Source organism: Acinetobacter sp. ANC_7655, from assembly GCF_056784015.1.
Window position 1 is genome coordinate 1 of the sequence record NZ_JBWYJB010000013.1, and the last position, 18,169, is coordinate 18,169.

Annotated in this window: 18 protein-coding genes; 7 read left to right on the forward strand and 11 right to left on the reverse strand. The window is 39.5% G+C overall.

The genetic code is table 11. The features are described from left to right. The coding region (locus AC1M9N_RS12400) for a calcium-binding protein (protein WP_481954840.1) at nucleotides 1-408 on the forward strand (408 nt) is incomplete at its 5' end. A gap of 318 nt (nucleotides 409-726) precedes the next feature. Here AC1M9N_RS12400 and AC1M9N_RS12405 read toward each other — a convergent pair. From AC1M9N_RS12405 to AC1M9N_RS12420, 4 genes are all read right to left on the reverse strand, one after another. Continuing rightward, nucleotides 727-1,206, reverse strand: coding sequence for a GFA family protein (locus AC1M9N_RS12405; RefSeq protein ID WP_481954841.1), 480 nt, complete (start codon nucleotides 1,204-1,206; stop codon nucleotides 727-729). Between the two features lie 154 nt (nucleotides 1,207-1,360). Continuing rightward, on the reverse strand, nucleotides 1,361-2,530 hold the full coding sequence (locus AC1M9N_RS12410) for a zinc-binding dehydrogenase (RefSeq protein WP_481954842.1): 1,170 nt from the start codon (nucleotides 2,528-2,530) through the stop codon (nucleotides 1,361-1,363). Nucleotides 2,531-2,683: 153 nt separating this feature from the next. Beyond that, complete coding sequence (locus AC1M9N_RS12415; protein WP_481954843.1) at nucleotides 2,684-3,886, reverse strand: MFS transporter; 1,203 nt, start codon at nucleotides 3,884-3,886, stop codon at nucleotides 2,684-2,686. Continuing rightward, on the reverse strand, nucleotides 3,879-4,331 hold the full coding sequence (locus AC1M9N_RS12420; RefSeq protein WP_481613243.1) for a RidA family protein: 453 nt from the start codon (nucleotides 4,329-4,331) through the stop codon (nucleotides 3,879-3,881). Before AC1M9N_RS12420 ends, AC1M9N_RS12415 begins: the two co-directional genes overlap by 8 nt. A gap of 66 nt (nucleotides 4,332-4,397) precedes the next feature. Between AC1M9N_RS12420 and soxR the strand changes: the two genes are divergently transcribed. After that, nucleotides 4,398-4,898 (forward strand): redox-sensitive transcriptional activator SoxR, encoded by a 501-nt coding sequence (gene soxR / locus AC1M9N_RS12425; RefSeq protein ID WP_035265311.1) that lies wholly within the window; start codon nucleotides 4,398-4,400, stop codon nucleotides 4,896-4,898. 53 nt (nucleotides 4,899-4,951) lie between these two features. Here soxR and AC1M9N_RS12430 read toward each other — a convergent pair whose 3' ends face one another. Further along, complete coding sequence (locus tag AC1M9N_RS12430) at nucleotides 4,952-5,875, reverse strand: DMT family transporter (RefSeq protein ID WP_481954844.1); 924 nt, start codon at nucleotides 5,873-5,875, stop codon at nucleotides 4,952-4,954. 797 nt (nucleotides 5,876-6,672) lie between these two features. On the opposite strand from AC1M9N_RS12430, the gene AC1M9N_RS12435 reads away from it, so the two are divergent. Genes AC1M9N_RS12435 through AC1M9N_RS12445 form a run of 3 tightly spaced genes read left to right on the forward strand, consistent with a single transcriptional unit; the run spans nucleotide 6,673 to nucleotide 9,584 of the window. Further along, the gene (locus tag AC1M9N_RS12435; protein ID WP_035265315.1) at nucleotides 6,673-7,800 is read left to right on the forward strand and encodes a Re/Si-specific NAD(P)(+) transhydrogenase subunit alpha; all 1,128 of its coding nucleotides are present in this window, start codon (nucleotides 6,673-6,675) and stop codon (nucleotides 7,798-7,800) included. Nucleotides 7,801-7,811: 11 nt separating this feature from the next. Then, complete coding sequence (locus AC1M9N_RS12440; RefSeq protein WP_035265316.1) at nucleotides 7,812-8,135, forward strand: proton-translocating transhydrogenase family protein; 324 nt, start codon at nucleotides 7,812-7,814, stop codon at nucleotides 8,133-8,135. A gap of 3 nt (nucleotides 8,136-8,138) precedes the next feature. After that, nucleotides 8,139-9,584 (forward strand): NAD(P)(+) transhydrogenase (Re/Si-specific) subunit beta, encoded by a 1,446-nt coding sequence (locus AC1M9N_RS12445; RefSeq protein ID WP_481591544.1) that lies wholly within the window; start codon nucleotides 8,139-8,141, stop codon nucleotides 9,582-9,584. Between the two features lie 41 nt (nucleotides 9,585-9,625). Here the strand turns inward: AC1M9N_RS12445 and AC1M9N_RS12450 are convergent, their stop codons facing one another. The 6 genes from AC1M9N_RS12450 to AC1M9N_RS12475 form a co-directional block, all read right to left on the reverse strand. Next, entirely contained in the window at nucleotides 9,626-10,243 is a 618-nt protein-coding gene (locus AC1M9N_RS12450) for a GNAT family N-acetyltransferase (RefSeq protein ID WP_481591543.1), read from the reverse strand. 103 nt (nucleotides 10,244-10,346) lie between these two features. Beyond that, nucleotides 10,347-10,754: a ribosome silencing factor gene (rsfS, locus tag AC1M9N_RS12455; RefSeq protein ID WP_035265319.1), complete on the reverse strand. Its 408-nt coding sequence runs from the start codon at nucleotides 10,752-10,754 to the stop codon at nucleotides 10,347-10,349. A 99-nt stretch (nucleotides 10,755-10,853) separates the two neighbouring features. Beyond that, complete coding sequence (locus AC1M9N_RS12460) at nucleotides 10,854-11,627, reverse strand: hydroxypyruvate isomerase family protein (protein ID WP_481954845.1); 774 nt, start codon at nucleotides 11,625-11,627, stop codon at nucleotides 10,854-10,856. A 12-nt stretch (nucleotides 11,628-11,639) separates the two neighbouring features. Beyond that, nucleotides 11,640-12,515 (reverse strand): NAD(P)-dependent oxidoreductase, encoded by an 876-nt coding sequence (locus tag AC1M9N_RS12465; protein WP_481607847.1) that lies wholly within the window; start codon nucleotides 12,513-12,515, stop codon nucleotides 11,640-11,642. A 35-nt stretch (nucleotides 12,516-12,550) separates the two neighbouring features. After that, nucleotides 12,551-13,339 carry a crotonase/enoyl-CoA hydratase family protein gene (locus tag AC1M9N_RS12470; protein WP_481954846.1) on the reverse strand — a complete coding sequence of 263 codons (789 nt, stop codon included), beginning with the start codon at nucleotides 13,337-13,339 and terminating at the stop codon, nucleotides 12,551-12,553. A gap of 110 nt (nucleotides 13,340-13,449) precedes the next feature. Beyond that, the gene (locus tag AC1M9N_RS12475) at nucleotides 13,450-16,254 is read right to left on the reverse strand and encodes a GacS-like sensor histidine kinase (RefSeq protein WP_481954847.1); all 2,805 of its coding nucleotides are present in this window, start codon (nucleotides 16,252-16,254) and stop codon (nucleotides 13,450-13,452) included. 151 nt (nucleotides 16,255-16,405) lie between these two features. Here AC1M9N_RS12475 and cysM point away from each other — a divergent pair, with 151 nt between their 5' ends. Then, nucleotides 16,406-17,326, forward strand: coding sequence for a cysteine synthase CysM (gene cysM, locus AC1M9N_RS12480; RefSeq protein ID WP_481588705.1), 921 nt, complete (start codon nucleotides 16,406-16,408; stop codon nucleotides 17,324-17,326). 16 nt (nucleotides 17,327-17,342) lie between these two features. Next, on the forward strand, nucleotides 17,343-18,164 hold the full coding sequence (locus AC1M9N_RS12485) for a 3'-5' exonuclease (protein ID WP_035265329.1): 822 nt from the start codon (nucleotides 17,343-17,345) through the stop codon (nucleotides 18,162-18,164). The last annotated feature ends 5 nt before the right edge of the window (nucleotides 18,165-18,169 follow it).

The following is an 18,169-nucleotide window of genomic DNA, read 5'->3' on the forward strand; positions in this document are numbered from 1 at the left end:
TCAGGACAGATTTCAATTGGCTTCCAATTATATTCAGAAGCATATGGTGTTAATTACATAGAATTCGATGATGGTACCATTTGGGATCGTGAAATAATCAAAAATAAAGTAAATATACCTGAGCCAATGTTACTTTCATTATCTGATGATTCTTTAGTAGATGTTCTAGACATAGAACAATCATTAAATGTACTAGAAAATAATGCTACAGAATATTCGTTATCTGAGGACGTTATCAGCTCTATAATGGATGGCATTAATCAAGATAATCTTGATTTGACTCCATGGTTGGGTGAAGAGTTAGCAGACAACAGTACGACATGGAACTCTGAAGCTCCTGTTATAGTGAGTAAAAATCAGGAAGATGTTTATACGGAGTTGTTAATGTTGAATCCTACTATTATTTGACTCTAGAAAAAAACCCCGAAATGATTCGGGGTTTTTTAAAGCCACCTATAATTCGAATTGAAGACAGTGGTAATAAAAAATCATTTTAAAGATAACTACGTTTTATAATTTAATGTGAATTTTGTAATTTAATTAAAATAAAATTAAAAATACTAAATTATTAACCAAGTTGTCTTGTTAACTCACTGAATAGTAGTTGTATTCGACATCATGAAATAAATGTCTGGTAGCGCTTCCGATTAAAAAAAACTAATAATTTAAATTTTTCAATTATTGGTTTAAACAGTGTTCAAGTGAAGTCATATTTTATTGATGATTTTATTTTAGGATTCTATTAGCTAACCCTTTTAAAATAAACTTAGCTACTTGAGTTTGACTCTGGATAAAACCATTATATTTTGGCAAATCATCAGCTACATCTTGCACACGACGATGGTAAAAAATATGCATATTTTCAGGGGGAACTTGCGAGAAGTCTTTTAAGTTCCATTTAGGAATAAATACCAACTGATCTAATATTCCAAATTCAATAGAAGGGGACTGACATTGTTTGCATATCCCACGACGGATATTGGGTGGTGACTTCAAACGTTTAAAAGTAGTCTGTTCAATATTCAAATCACAAACATCTTGTTTTAGAAATACCAAAACATCTGAAAATGCCTTACCTGTATATTCTTGGCAAACTTGGCAGTGACAAATAAAATGTGCGATGGGTGCATGAGAAAAGCGAAAAGTATTTGTGCCACAAGAACAACTTGCTTCAACATTGAAAGGCATGTGATTTAAATTTGACATAAAACTTCCTTGTTTAAGATTTATTCATAGATGAAATTAAAATTTTAAAGTTCGATTGAGTATCACGCAGGATGAATAAGGGACTCTGATCAAGTTTGAGCCCCATAGTAAAAAAATCGCTGAGCACTTATGTCGTATAGAACCTAAAGATTATCTAAAGTGCACTGATATCAGATCCGGTCTTTTTGGGGTCGACCAAAATTTTAGCGTGTTGTTCAGGATCACCTAAGGCCTGAAAAGCATCTTTGACTCCTGCAAGACCTACAACGCCCGTTATCAGAGGAGAACAATCAATTTGACCTTCAGCGATCATATGGAGCGCATCTCTGAACTCAAGTGGCGTATAACCAATCACAAACTGGATTTCGATTTCTTTGTTTAAAGCCAAAGCGGGTTCGATGCTGTCGGATTGCATACATACACCCACACCGATAATTTTAGAAAATAATGGCGCACCGTTAATAATCTGTTGAAGGATGCCTGGCATCCCGACACATTCAAAAATCACAGGACGTTTGGGTAAAGCACCTAATTTGTCAGCCATACGCCACGCATGCCACCATGGAATATGCATAGACTGAATCTTTTCAAAAATACCGATTCCATAGTTAATCGCTTCAGAAGCATCACCCAATAAACCGTATTCTTTCCAACTCTCAAAAGGCGATGATTGTTTAGGATCAATGACGACATCTGCACCACAAAGTTGAGCCAGCCTACGACGATTTGGTGAAAAGTCACTGGCAATAATTTTTTTCACACCAATCGCTTTGAGCATTAAAATGACACCTAAGCCTACTGGACCACAACCAATAACAATTGCGGGTTCTGATTTCTTTATTCTGCTCCGACGTACTGCATGTAAAGCTACCGCCATTGGCTCGGTCATTGCCGCAAGATCGGGATGTAATCCATTTGGCACCGCAAACATGAGTTGAGATTGCACCAAGATTTGTTCGGCATAACCACCAGAAGCTTGAGGGGAAAGACCAGTCGCTTGATAACCCCACTGATCAACTTTCAATAGTGGCATCGCACAAACTAAGGTATCTGTTTTAAATTTTTTTCTAGTTTTAGGACCATAATCTAGAACACGACCGCAAAATTCATGCCCCATGACAAAACGGTCTGTTGACTTTGCAACACCTTTTAGACCCACTTTAGCCGTAAGTTCATGCATGTGGTCACAACTATGTTGCATATGTAAATCACTGCCACAAATACCACATCGCACAACTTCTAATAAAGTTTGTCCTTGTGATGGTGTTAGATGGCTGACATCTTCAAGTGTTAATTCATTTTGATGACATACAACTGCTTTCATTCTTGTTCACGAATATTTTTTATAATGATAGTGAACAGTGTGTGTGATTACGCACAAGAGATACACAGCTTTAGAGGACTGAATGATGACTGCAGAGGCTAAATTAGTGAAAAAGCCTCCATTTATAGAGGCTTAACATGCATATTTTATGAGTTAGCTGAGTTGGGTTCGATGATAACGTTGATCCACTAGCGTGAATAGTGCTGTACAACTGACCAAGATTAATCCTACGATACACGCCATTGCCCATCCACCATGATCCCAAGCATAAATTCCTAGCGCGGAACCACTTGCGCCACCAATAAAATAGCTGGTCATATAAAGTGAATTTACACGAGATTTAGCATCCGGTCTTAAATTAAAAATCACATTCTGGTTGCTACTATGCACCAATGCTAGACCGAGATTCATCAGTCCAAAACCGATGATATAGCAACTTAAATAGAATGCACCTAAATAAAGGAATATCCATGCGCTACCTAGGATTAAAATGCCAAACCAAGAGATTTGTTTGACGTAACCACGATCGGCGATCTTACCAATTTTCTTGGTGGACAAGGCGCCAAATACGCCAACCAAAGTGACTAAACCCACCATGACATCTTCAAGAGAAAAAGAGGATTTAAGTAAAATAGAAATGGTGGAGAAGAGAATGCTCATCGTTGCAAATGCAAAGGCACCAATGATAGAGCGATAGATTAAACGAGGCTCTTCTTTAAGTAGCAGCCCCATGGATTTAAACACAGCAAAATAACTAATTTTAGAGCTAGGAATATAAGGCAGACGAATATTAAGTACCACAGCGACCATTAACATCAAAATTCCACTGACGATATAAATGAGCTGCCAATTAAATAAGTTGGATAACAAACCAGCTAAACTGGTCGAAATTAAAATGCCTACCAATAATCCGCTCATCAGTAACCCGACGACTTCGCCTGTTCGTTCTGGTCGAACCGCCATCGTGGCAAACGGAATCAAAATTTGTGCTGCAACCGAGAAAAGCCCAGTGATAATTGTGCCAGCCCATAACATATAAAGGTTGAGCGAAAAAGCACAAATAAATAATCCCACTGCTGCAAAGAACATTAAAAATGGGATTAATTTCGTTTTATTGAGAATATCACCAAGTGGTACGATAAAAAGTAGTCCGACAGCATAAGAGACTTGAGCCAAAGTAACAGTTAATGCCACATCTGTTGCAGGGGCATTAAAGTAAAGTTGAACAGAGTGAATTAAGGGCTGCGAATAATAATTAGCGCCTGCACAAATACCACAAGCAATGGCCATCAACCAAAGTAAAGCAGTGTCATTCGTGATGTCTTTTTTATTTAAATCGTCAAGATCGTTATACATGAATAAATGGCTCAGTGGATGAGGAGCAGTAAGCTGTGGCTTCGATTTCAATTTGCATGGCGTCTAATGCCAAGCGAGACACAGGGATTAGTGTGCATGCTGGGAAATTTTGATCTTTCCATATTGTATTCATTTTCAGATTTAACAGGTGATGTTTTTGTTGGTCAAAATTGACAATCAATACGCTTAGAACAGCAATGTTATAAAAGTCGATATGTGCATAGCTGAGAGCGATTTTGAGATTTTCGAAGACTTGGTTGAGTTGTTCTGAATAATCAGTGGAATAATGTCCTTCGGCATTTTCACCACCTTGACCTGATATATGAACGACTGTGTTGAAGTGTTTGACCTCACAGATGTGGCTATATGCAAATTGCCTTGGGGAATAAAGCTGAGGTGGATTTTTAGTTGTTAAACTAAATGGTGGCTTATTTGGTTTTGTCATTCTATCTTCTCTGGATTAAGCTTAGAAAAGAATTATGAAAGCTCAACTTAACTTGAGGTCAAGAGCATGGAAGAACAAAAATTACAACAGTGGCTCAGTATAGGCGCGTTAGCTGCTCGAAGTGGTGTATCGGTCGCAGCACTCAGATTTTATGAAGACAAAGCTCTTATTTGGAGTGTGCGGACGGAAGGAAATCAACGGCGATATCCACGATATATGCTGAGAAGGATTGCCATCATCAAAGTGGCACAGCAGGTTGGGATTTCACTCTCTGAAGTGAAGCAAGCATTTAACATACTCCCTAAGAATAAAACCGCGACTAAATCAGATTGGACCGCATTATCGAGTGCATGGCAAAAAATTTTAGATCAAAAAATCTTAAATATGCTTCAACTTCGTCAACAACTGGATTGGTGCATTGGTTGTGGGTGCTTATCTTTAACTGAATGCCCACTAAGAAATGAAAATGATCAAATGGGGTCTACATCGTCGGGTTCCCACTTTGTTCCACTCGACATTAAATTTGACGATGATCAAGGGAAAATAGAAATTCACTATGAAGACTAAGTTTCATCGTGAAGCATTATTTTGAAATTTGAACTGTGAGGTTAATGTTGTCTTTATTTCAGTTTAGTTTTGGAAAGCGTAATCATCATCACACCCAATATATTCAGTGCACAACCAAACCATTGAATCATATTCATTGATTCCCCTAAAAAGATAGTTGCCAATATAATGGTCAGAATTGGACCAAGTGAACCAATCATGGCTGTTTGAGAAGCACCTAAACGAGCAATACTTTGCGCAATGAGAATAGTTGGAATCACCGTTACCCCAATACCTAATGCAACACCATATCCGATTATTTCTATGGGTTGTTGAAGGATATTGGATATAGGACTTGGCTGAGCAATAAAATAGTGAAGAATCGTCCCTAAGCAGGCGATAGACATCGCTAAGCCCGTAAAATTCCACGATCCAAATTTTTGAATTAATTTTGGAGTCATCAATAGATAACTCGCAAAGCAAATCGCGCTTGCGAAAACTAAACTCACACCTAGCCAAAAATTACTTTCATGAGGCACATTGCTTTGTTCTTGGAGCATCACCATAAGCGTGCCGCCATAACTTAGTCCAATTGCAAAAATAGTCTTCAGTGAAAGAGGATGTTTGAAAATTACACTTGATGCAATTACTGTCATGGTAGGATATAGAAATAGGATAATACGCTCCAAAGAGGCACTGATGTACATCAGACTCATAAAATCGAGCCAACTTGAAAAATAATATCCAATCAAACCAGCAACGAGGAGTAGGGCCCAATCCTGCCCTGAAAATCCACGATTACGGTGTCGGTTCAACCAACAAATAAAAAGAAAAACGGGTAAGGCACTGAGCATCCTTAAGCCAACCAGCAATGTTGCATCAACATCTTCAGAAACTGCATAAGCTTGCTTGATTAAGATCGCTTTACTACTAAACAAGAATGCTGCCAACAGCGCACATAAACTCCCTAACTGAGTGGGAGTCAGCTTAAGTACCATAAATGTTAAAAATCAATTGTAAATAATGAAAGTATAAGCCAATCTTCATTTTAAGCTCTAAAATTCAATCTCTAATTTTCGCTTAATCACCTACCTAGCGACATAAGGAGTTTTGATTTTTTGTTTAAATGCATCATTATGGTGCGTAATATGAAAAAAACAGTGGTCTATCAACCCAAAAAATACATCAAAAAAATATTTCAAATTTTTTTTGCACGGTTTGTAAGCATTCTTTTCAAGAATCTGTCATCTTGTATTTCATCTTTAAGCCAAAATCTAAGCCCAATGTTTAAACCTAGATTTATCTAAATTTTGTCTTATTTATAATTTTTAAGAATGTCCTGAGAATTTGAATCGATTAGTCTGATTTTTTGTCAATTCGGCAAATTGAGATTTATGAGAAAGAAATAAGCAACTAAAAATGTGCCATGCACGGCGCTTTAACACAATCAAAAGGGATAAAAAGAAAGCTAAAAAATGTCAGAATGATCAAAGCTTAATAAAGTCAAGCTCCCTATACTGACGATAAATTAGAAAAAAGTTTCTTTTTTGTTAAAAAATGGATCGAAAATTAAACGAAACTGGAACTATTTTTTATGAAAATGATAGATCAAGTACCATGAAATTTTGTGATGATCGTGAATCATGAGTTCAAAATGAGGGTATTTATTAAATAAATATTGGGTGGTAATTTAAAAAAGTTCAATTAGAATCCAAAAAATTCACATGAATACATCCAGGGGTATATCGCAGGAATGCGATATCTACTTTAAGAAAAATTAGCTTGAGGAATGCTCATGCAGATCGGAATCCCTACCGAAACTGTAGTTGGTGAAAGTCGTGTAGCTGCGACACCAGAAACAGTAAAGAAGTTAATTGGTGCTGGTCACAGTGTCGTTATCCAACGTAATGCAGGTGTTAAAGCTGCTTATATTGATAGTGCCTATGAACAGGTTGGTGCAAAAATTGTTGATGATGCTTATACCGGCAGTCAATTGGTTTTAAAAGTTCGCGCACCTAAAGGCGAAGAAATACAAAAATTAGCCCCAAACACTACAGTGGTTGCGATGTTTGATCCGTACCGTAATACGGAACTTGATCAATTCGCTGCTCAGCAAGTGTCTGCATTTGCACTTGAGTTATTACCACGTACGTTATCTCGTGCCCAAAATATGGACGTGTTGTCATCACAAGCAAACTTGGCAGGTTATAAATCTGTGCTTCTTGCGGCGGCAGAGTACCAACGTATGTTCCCAATGTTAATGACAGCGGCGGGTACGGTTAAACCAGCTCGTGTAGTCATTATGGGTGTTGGTGTAGCAGGCTTACAAGCGATTGCAACAGCCAAACGTTTAGGTGCTATTGTTGAAGCGACAGACTTACGTCCAACAGCCAAAGATCAAGTTGAATCTTTAGGCGGTAAATGGTTAGACGTACCAATGTCAGCAGAAGAGCAAGCGCGTGCCGATGAAGCTGCAAAAAATGGTTATGGTTGGATGCCTGGTGAACAATATATTAAAGACCAAGCTGCAATTGTAGACAAAGCGGTATCGAATGCTGACATCGTGATCACGACGGCGCTTTTACCAGGTCGTGATGCACCGCGCTTAATTAAAGCTGAAACAGTTGCCAAAATGAAACCAGGTTCAGTCATCCTCGATATGGCAGTTGAAACTGGCGGTAACGTTGAAGGCTCAAAATGCGGTGAAACTGTTGTGACTGATAATGGCGTGAAAATTTTGGGTATTCCAAATATTCCAGCGACCGTTTCTACAGAAGCTTCAGCGCTATATGCACGTAACGTTTATAACTTTGTTGAAACGCTTTTTGATCAAGATAAAAACTACAGCATTAATCAAGAAGATGAAATCCAAAAAGCATTGCTTGTCACTCATGGTGGTCAAGTGCTGTTGAAGCGTGGTTAAGGAGACTGATCATGGTTGAAACTATTACAATTTTTGTCCTCGCAATCTTCGTAGGTTATTACGTTGTTTGGGGCGTGACACCTGCGCTTCACACGCCGCTGATGGCCGTAACGAATGCATTGTCTTCAATTATTATTGTCGGTGCGATGATCCAAACTGTTGGTTTACCTGTTATGGGTGTTGAGGGGGCTGTTGATTTTCAAACCATCAATGTGGTGAGTGTATTAGGTGCGATCGCTGTTTTCTTAGCAAGCATTAATATTTTCGGTGGCTTCGCTGTAACCGCTCGTATGCTTGAAATGTTTAAGCCAAAGCAAAAGAAAAAAGAGGGTTAATACATGGAATTTATTCGTGAGTATGCGGATTGGTTTTACCTAATCGGTGCCGTTCTTTTTATCTTAACTTTGCGTGGCTTGTCTGGTCCTAAGACAGCAATTGCAGGTAACCGTTACGGTATGATTGCAATGGCAATCGCCGTGTTAACAACTTTCTTTGTTGCTGATAATCCTGTGGTATGGATGATTGTCGGTGCAATGGTATTGGGTGCGATTGTTGGTATTGCTCGAGCTCGTACAGTGCCTATGACACAAATGCCAGAAACAGTTGCTCTCATGCACTCACTCGTGGGTCTTGCTGCAGTGTTGATTGCGATCGCTGCAATTATTCACAACAACAAGCTCGTCGAGCTTGGGCCAGACTTACTGGCTGCAAATGGTGTGAACTTCCATGAAATGAGTCGCGTACATTTATTCGAATTATTCGTAGGATGTTTCGTTGGTGCCATTACATTCACTGCATCGGTATTTGCTTATGGTAAATTGGCGGCAAAGAAATGGGCAAAAACGATTTCAGGTGCATGGGTTAAACCTGTTCAAGCTTTGATTTTTATTGCTATGCTAGCAGCAGGGATTCACTTCTTCTTGACGGGTAACATGACCTCGTTCTGGGCAATGACAGCACTTGCTTTAGCCTTTGGTTGGATATGGATTGCGCCTGTTGGTGGTGGTGATATGCCAGTTGTGGTGTCTTTGCTTAACTCATTCTCTGGATGGGCGGCAGCAGGGATTGGTTTTACGCTTGAAAACAACATGTTAATTGTTGCAGGTTCGCTTGTAGGTTCGTCAGGTGCAATTCTGTCTTATATTATGTGTAAAGCAATGAACCGTTCAATCATCAACGTATTGTTTGGTGGTGCAATGGGTGGTGCTGCAGCACCGACAGCAGCAGCTGGTGCAGCAGTTCAACGCAACTACCGTTCTGGTTCTGCTGACGATGCTGGTTTCTTAATGTCAAATGCAGACAGTGTTGTAATTGTACCGGGTTATGGTATGGCGCAAGGTCGTGCTCAAAATGCGGTGAAAGAGCTTGCAAATTTATTGAAAGAGCAAGGTGTAACTGTACGTTTTGCGATTCACCCAGTGGCAGGTCGTATGCCTGGTCACATGAACGTCCTTTTAGCTGAAGCAGATGTTCCGTACGAAGACATCTTAGAGATGGATGAGATTAACTCAGACTTCCCAGCAACAGATGTGGTGTTGGTCATCGGTGCGAATGACGTCGTTAACCCTGCAGCGAAAGATGATCCAAACTCGCCAATTTATGGTATGCCTATTCTTGAAGCACATAAAGCTCGTACCATTATGGTGATCAAGCGCTCTATGGCGACAGGTTATGCGGGTCTTGATAATGACTTGTTCTATAACGACAAAACAATGATGATCTTTGGTGATGCGAAGAAAGTTGTTGAAGATATGACGAAAGCCATTAATGGTACAGGTCACTAATTTATAGACTGTTTTAAAAAAACCACCTTCGGGTGGTTTTTTTATTTTTCATGTGTAGGTTTTCGCCACATTCCCCAAATTTCAGGTGCATCGTAGGGCAGATCCCGAAGGTGAAAGATCACTTCAAATCCATAATGACAATAGAGTCCAACATTGCTTGGTGTTGCAGTTTCTAAATAACATGGGATACCGTGTTGATCGCTCTTGGTGAGAATAGGTGTTAAGACTTTGCTGGCTAAGCCTTGTCCTTGGTGGTCAGGACTTACACCTATGAGTTGTAAATAATAATGCGCCTCACTGGGATGATGTTTCTGCACCAGATTAATGATGTGAATAAATTTCACCAGTTGTCTTAAACCGATAATCTTCGTTAATTGAGGGAGTAGTTTAACCTGCTGAATGAGGTTTAAATCCCACTGATTTGGCGGAATCCAAAGTGCAGCAACTGAGCGATCGGGATTGGTATAGACTTCATCATATGGTTGAGCGATATCTTTCAATTGAATACTAAAGAATTGCTCTAGTTTTTCATGTTTTTGTTGGAAACTCAGTTTTTCAGCTTGGATCGCCCAGTTGCAAAACTCTTCGTTCCAAAAGGATTGCATTAATGTTTCTACTAATGCATCGTGATCTGTTCTTGTGGCTTTTATCATGGTCATATCAAGGTAAACCAAATTAGTGAGTTCTTTTTTGTTGGCTTTATTGTTATAAATTTAAAATGCACAGTATAAAAAAGCGACCAAGAAGGTCGCTTTAATATGTTTATGCTACAGAATCTGTAGTTGAAGCATTACGCCATAAGTTTTCTAGATCATAAAACTTACGTGCTGTAGGTAACATTAGATGTACTACAACAGTGCCAAGATCAACAAGGATCCATTCTGCATCGCTTTCGCCTTCAATACCGATAGGGCGAAAACCTGCTTTACGTGCTTCATCAGCGACGTTGTTTGCAAGCGCTTTCACGTGACGTGTAGAAGTACCTGAAGCAATGACAATTGCATCTGCAACATTGCTCACTTCGCTAACATCAATCGTTGTGATTTCTTTTGCTTTAACGTCAAGCAATGCTTCTTGAACAACTTTTAAGCAAGCTTGAACGTCTTGTTTTGGAGAATTCAAAGAGAGTTCGTGAGAATTAGAAGCGCCGGGCGATGGTTCTAAATTCATGAGAAGTGTATTTTCCTGACTATAACTCATCTTTCACTATAGCGCTTTCTGCTTGAAAATTCAAACTTTGAACAAATTTTATACCACAATATGATGATATTAAAGAAGTTTATTTTTCCATTCGAAAGAATCTGTTGAATGAGATTGGGGGCGATATTCGGCTGCGACAAATCCTTCATACATGCTATTTGCAATGCATTCAAAAATAGCGGGATAGTCAATTATCCCTGTGAGTGGTTCATGGCGACCTGGTACATCTGCAAATTGGATATGCCCAATGTGTTGCATATTTTCTTTGAGTGACAGAATCAGGTCTTCTTGCATTCTAGCCATGTGATAGCAATCGAATTGCATTTTTAGAGCTGGATGATTGACGTCTTTCAGTAACTCTTTGGCTTGATGCATTGTTTGAATCATGAAGTTGGGCATATCAAAGCCATTAATCATCTCAAAAACGGGTTGAATCCCATGCGCTGTGAAGATCTCGCTGACAAATTTAAGATTTGAGAATAAGGTTTCATAGCAGACCTGATATTCAACATTATCTGGTTGCTTGCCAGCCAAAATATTTACTCGAGGTATATTGAGTGAGCATGCATATTCAATCGCTAAGTCAACAGCTTGTTTAAATTCATCAGTTTTACTTGGGATACTTGCTAATCCGCATCCGCCTTGCATTAAATCTCCGGCAGGAACGTTGATGAGACACAAGCTAAGTTGATGTTCATTAAGTTCATGCTGAATTTGCTCAATACTCAGCTCATATGGAAATTGAATTTCTACATGTTGGAACCCATATTCAGCAGCTAGCGCAAAGCGTTCAATGAGTGGAACTTCTGTAAAGATCATCGATAAATTAACAGCGAGCTTCATATTGAATGCGACCTATTTATTGTTTTGTTCAACTTGCAGAATGACTGAGGCAAGGTCTGATTCAGAAAAGCCATTGGATTGATGCGCTTTCAATTGTTCTAAGGCTTGTTGAGCGACAGGAATATTAAGGTCAAATTGTCGAGCCAAACTCAAGGCGTTATTTAAATCTTTAGACAGGGTCTGAACTTTCCATTGCACAGGCTCAAACTCATGCGTTGCCATACGTGGTGTTAAAATTTGAAAAGGTTTAGAGTCGGCGAATCCACCTGCTAAGGCGGGTGCAAGCAGTTGAGTATCAACACCCGCCTGATCTGCTAAAGCAACAGCTTCTGCGATAAGTGTGCTATTTGCAGCAACGATCAGTTGATTACAAATTTTGGTGGCTTGTCCTGTTCCAGTTCCACCCATACAGGTTATACGCTGTGAAAGAACTTGATACATTGGTTGTAAAGATTCGATGATGCTCGATGGTCCGCCAGCAAAAATAACTAAACTGCCATTTTCAGCACCAGCTGTTCCACCTGACACAGGAGAATCTATCCAATGCGCTGATTTAGCAGTTGCACGTTGTGCAAGATTTTTAGTTTTATCCACAGATAGGCTCGAGAAGTCCACAATAATCTGCTCGGGTTGAATCAGTGATTCAATTTGAGAAAAAACAGCCTCTACCGCATTGTCATCGGCTAAACAAGTTAGGATCAGATCAAATTGTGCTATCTCAGAGAGTTGAAGGGGATGTGCCCCAAGCTGGATTAACGGCTCACATGCGTTGGGGCTTCGGTTCCAGACAGCAGTGTAAAACCCAGCCTGTATCAATCGAGTCGCCATTCTGCTACCCATTAAACCCATACCTAAGAATGCGATTTTAGTTTGACCGTTAATCATTATTGAAGCTAATCCCTGATCTAAGTTTGAAAACCAATTTATTTAAATTGACGTGGTAAAAATTCCAAATCTGGATTTTTATCTTTTTTACGCGCGATTTGACTGTTTTTGCCAAGGAGTAATTTGAGTTGCCAAATTTTCTCAAGACGAAGTGATTTTTGGGGTGCGTGTTCCATTGCATCTAAGACTTGTTTGACTGCGGCTAAGGCATCTGGTGAGCGCTGCAACATTTCGTCGGCAAGCTGTTGAGCTTTTTGCATCGGCGCGTTATCAACATGTGTGATCAATCCAATTTCTTTGGCATATTGACCATCAAATACACGTGCTGTTAATGATAATTCTTTGGCTAGGTCGACTCCAATAATACCTTTGATTGAGCGTGTTAACCCCATATCTGGAACTAAGCCCCAACGGGTTTCCATAATCGACATTTGGGTGTTGGGGTGAGCAATTCGAATATCAGCCGCTAAAGCCAATTGCATACCTGCACCGAAGCAATACCCTTCAATAGCTGCAATGACTGGAACAGGGAGTTCTTGCCAGATTAAAAAAGCTTTTTGAAATAGACTTTGACCAGGCTTAATGAGTTCCCATACGGCATAAGCACGATTTTGTGGATTATTCAGGTCTGTTAAATCAATACCTGCACTAAATACGTTGGCTTCACCAGTGAGAATCACACAGCGGATAGTACGATCAGATTTAATTTTTTTTGCGACTTGCACCAACTCTTTCAAAAGTTGAAAGCTCATCGCGTTACGTTTGTCGGGACGATTCAGAAAAACCGTCGCAATTCCATTATTTTTTTCTACACGTATTACAGCCATTATTGTGACTCGAGTTTATTGTTCCTTGTTTTAAGCATAACATGTCCAAAATAGACTGTCGTGACAGTAGAGTCATCACGTATTGCCTAATACAGTGTGTTGATCGTCTATTAATGATTCAGAATAGACTCGGCTGCTTCTTTCACTTGTCCAATCGCATGTTTTAATTCATCCAGCCGTTTCATCACATTTTCAATAAATTGCTCATCTGCTTTTCTACGCTCTTTACGCAGCGTTGAAACGAACTGTTCAAATTCACCTGTGATGCTTTGTAAATTCGGAGTGCCGACGTAGCGTGTTGCCCCATATAAACGGTGTAGTACATGTTCGAGCTGCGGATAATCTTCAAGTTCGATGAGTTGTTCTATTTCAGCAAGTTCATTTGGGAAGCTGTCCACCAGCATCTTCAATAAATCTTGTGCTAAGTCTTCTTTATTCGCTGCCAATTGAACGCACTGTTTCCAATCTAAAACCTGATGATCTAAGGTTTCGATACGTAAAGTTTTTTCTTGGGATTTAATTGGATGAATAAACTTATCACTGCTCCAATGGGTCAGAATCTGAATAATCTGATCCATTTGGATTGGTTTGGTGACATAGTCATCCATGCCGACTTTAAGTAATTTTTGTTTCTCATCTGCTAAAGCATGTGCTGTGAGTGCAATAATTGGTGTGTGACGTCCCTCGATGGTGGATTCTAACGATCTGATCGCACGAGTCGTATCGATGCCAGACATCACTGGCATTTGAATGTCCATAAATATCAGATCAAACGGCTTTTCATCATTTTGAATCTGTTGTTGTAAAATTTGTAGTGCCTCTTGTCCACTTTGCGCTTTAGTTGTTTGAACATTAATTTCGCCGAGCAAAGCTTCTAAAACGATTAAGTTTGGTAGATGATCGTCTACTGCAAGTACATGTAAATTAAGGGCTTTAAAGTTATCATGAGGTTCAACTTCAAATATTGGCTGATTTTCCAAGAGCTGAATTAATGATGAGCGGCTCAGAGGTTGATACAGTGGCCTCGCTTTGTATTCATTCAACATGTTGAGGTCGAGTGCCATCTGATAGCCATATACGGCTAAGTGACCTTGATAACGTCCGCGAATCTCTTTTAATAAAGCCTCTGGATCACCACTGTGATCTACAATCAACCACGTATTTTCAGGATGATGTGTCAAACCGTTTAGACGGCTGAATAAATCTAGAATGGATTGAGCTTCTGTGTGTTCAACACCGTAATTTTCTAAATAATGACGTAAAACATTCGCAGTTGCAGGGTGGGCTAAATAGGAGATGACACGCATGTCATGGAATTGCGGATGAATAATTTCATATTCATCAACCGCAAATTTCGCAGTAAACCAGAATGTTGAACCCTTTTCAGTTGGGGCGCGTTCTTGGTTATCTTCAAAGCCAATTTGGCCATGCATCAGATTAACCAATTGTTTTGAGATTGCTAACCCTAAACCTGTGCCACCAAATTGACGAGTGACGGAAGCATCGCCTTGAGAAAAAGATTCAAATAACCGTTTCCGATCTGTACCACTTAATCCAATACCACTATCTTGAACACTGAAATGTAATAGGCAATGTTCTAGATCGTCATGCTCCATGCGAACACGTACAATAATTTCACCATCAGGGGTGAATTTAATGGCATTTGAAATCAGGTTAGTCAAAATCTGTTTACAACGTAAAGCATCGCCAATCACATACTTTGGAATGTTATCGGCATAGTAGAAGGCCATGTCGATATTTTTTTGGGCGGCTAATGGCGACAACATGTCCATAACATCGAAGATCGCTTCTTCTAAATCAAATGATGCGGTTTCTAATTCAAGTTTACCGGCATCAATTTTAGAAAAGTCCAAGACGTCATTGATCAGTGCTAAAAGATGTGCTGATGATTTGCGAATCGTTTGCAAATACAGGCTTTGATCATTGCTGAGATTCTCTTGGCGCAATAACAAGTGAATAAAACCATCGATACTATTCAGCGGGGTACGCAACTCATGACTGATATTGGCAAGAAAAACAGATTTTGCCTGATTGGATGAAATGGCCTGATCGCGTGCTTGTTTATAAGTAATATTTTGCACTTCAAGTGTATCAAGCGTACGTCTTAAATCGTCTTCGGTCTGCTCGGTATGTTCCTTCAGCTCTAAAAAGCTGAAATGTAGACGCTTAACGACATTCGCAATATCACGTTGGAGTAACCTTAACTCGCCAGTACTATTGATGACCATGTGTTGGTCGAGTGTGTCTGCATTGAGTCGCTGTAATTGCATACGTATTTCGTACATAGGCGCAATCCAACGTCGTGAATAAAAGTTCAAGCACAGTAATAAGAGTAAAAGTGTCAACAAACCCGTCGTGATCAGTACAATGAAAACACGATATTGAGAGATGGCGAGAGGTTGATTATCTAGCTCGATAACAAGCCATTTTTTACTTTGATCAGGCGTATTTAATGCTAAGCCATAAATATGATTATGTTGATCTTTAATCGGACCAAATGTTTGTACATTGGTCGGGAAGCTAGGCCAAGGTTTTTCATTACGATAGCCTAACCCAAAATATGGTTTTTGTTGTTGGTCTAGGACTGCGACACTGAGTAAATACTTTTCATTAAACATCTTTTGTAAGATGCTTTTAGCGCGGTCTTGTTGCGCTTGTGAGGGGTTTTTTTCAAGCGCAATAAGTAGGTTTTCTGTCGTGTATTTATAACGACTTAAAATTGCATTTGCGGCAAAGCGTTGTTCTGATTTTGCGGAATTAGACGTTTCTGTGAGTACCAGTGCAGAGCCGACGCTTGCCAGTACTGCAATGGGGACAAAAATGAGGGCAATCAATTGCCCATAAGCATGGTTTAGTTTTAAGCGATTGAAGATTTTTTTATTCAAATTCGACATGTGCAGAGTGACTCATTCCCCATGTTGGGCATATTAGCACGCTTTAAAAAAATGATGGTGCTTTAATCACCCTCATTAAAAAGCCTTTGAAATTGATGCAGTGAGATACTTTTTTTCATACAATACCTGCACCTCAATATGGGTGCAAATAATGAGTAATACACAAGTAGATTTTCAATCAGACGATTTTTTATTAGACCACTATGTGGGTAAAACCCCATTGGTTAGGTTACAGCGTCTGGCAAGTCATACTCAAGCGACTGTATTGGCAAAACTGGAAGGTAATAATCCAGCGGGCTCTGTCAAAGATCGCCCAGCATATAACATGATCATGCAAGCTGAAAAACGTGGTGACATTAAGCCAGGTGATACGCTGATCGAAGCGACTAGCGGTAACACAGGTATTGCATTAGCCATGGTTGCGGCAATGCGTGGCTATAAAATGAAATTGATTATGCCTGCAAGCTCTAGTCAAGAGCGCAAAGATGCAATGCGTGCGTATGGTGCTGAGCTTATTGAATCCGAGAATATGGAAGAAGCTCGTGATATCGCATTGCAAATGGAAAAAGATGGTCTAGGTTTAGTACTCAATCAATTTGGTAATCCAGACAATGTCCAAGCACACTATTTGACAACTGGTCCAGAAATTTGGCAACAAACTGGCGGTAAAATTACGCATTTTGTAAGTTCGATGGGAACAACGGGAACCATCATGGGGATTTCAAAATACCTCAAAGAACAAAATCCAAATATTCAAATTATTGGTCTACAGCCATCTGAAGGGTCGAATATTGCAGGTATTCGCCGTTGGCCTCAAGAATATTTACCGACGATTTTTGATGCTTCTCGTGTTGATCAAATTATGGATATTCCACAAATTGAAGCTGAAAAAATGGCTCGTCAATTGGCACGTAAGGAAGGAATTAGTGCTGGTACTTCTTCTGGTGGTGCAGTTTGGGCATCAATAAAAATCGCTGAACAACATCCTAGTGCTGTGATTGCATGTATCGTGTGTGATCGTGGTGATCGTTATCTCTCTACGGGGTTATTCTCTGTAGAAGATGAACAATAAATTCGAGTAAATCTATATGCGCTTACCTGTTTTAGTGTTTGATATTGAAACATTGACCGATCTTAAATCAGGAGCGCATCTATATGGCTTAGATTTACCAGAAGATAGTATTGAACAAGCGCTGAGTAAGTTAAGACGTCAAGAAGCGGGCACTGACTTTCAGCGACTTGCTTTGCATGAAATTGTCTGTATTTCAGGACTATGGATTGATGAAAAGGCGGGAATGAAATTATTTTCATTCAGTCGTGAACATTATTCAGAACCTGAAATTTTACAAAAATTTCTATCAATTTTTGATAAACGTAATCCGACTTTAGTCAGTTGGAATGGCTCCCAATTTGATCTGCCTGTTATTATGTATAGAGCAATGTATCATGGGTTGTCTGCGCCAAGTCTGTTTGATCAAGGCGAAATTGATACACAAAAGCGCTATAATAACTACCAGAATCGTTACCATCATCGTCATATTGATTTGATGGATTTTATGGCAATGTTTAATGCGCGTCACTTCCAAAAACTGGATGATGTCGCCTATATGCTCGGTTACCCGGGTAAGCGCGGAACACCAGGTTATTTTATCCCTGAATATGTTCGTAACAATAATTGGATAGAATTAACCAGTTATTGTGAAGGGGATGTTTTAAACACATGGTTAGTCTATCTGCGCTATGTATTGTTAAAAGGACAGATTTTGCCTGAAGATCATCGTCTGTGGATTCAAGCGACGATTCATTATCTTCAAGGTCAACCCCAGCAAACAGAATTTTTGCGTATTTGGCAAGAAACTGCTGAAAAAACTGACTTCACCGCTTCTGATTTTAAATCAACTCAACATTAGGTTAT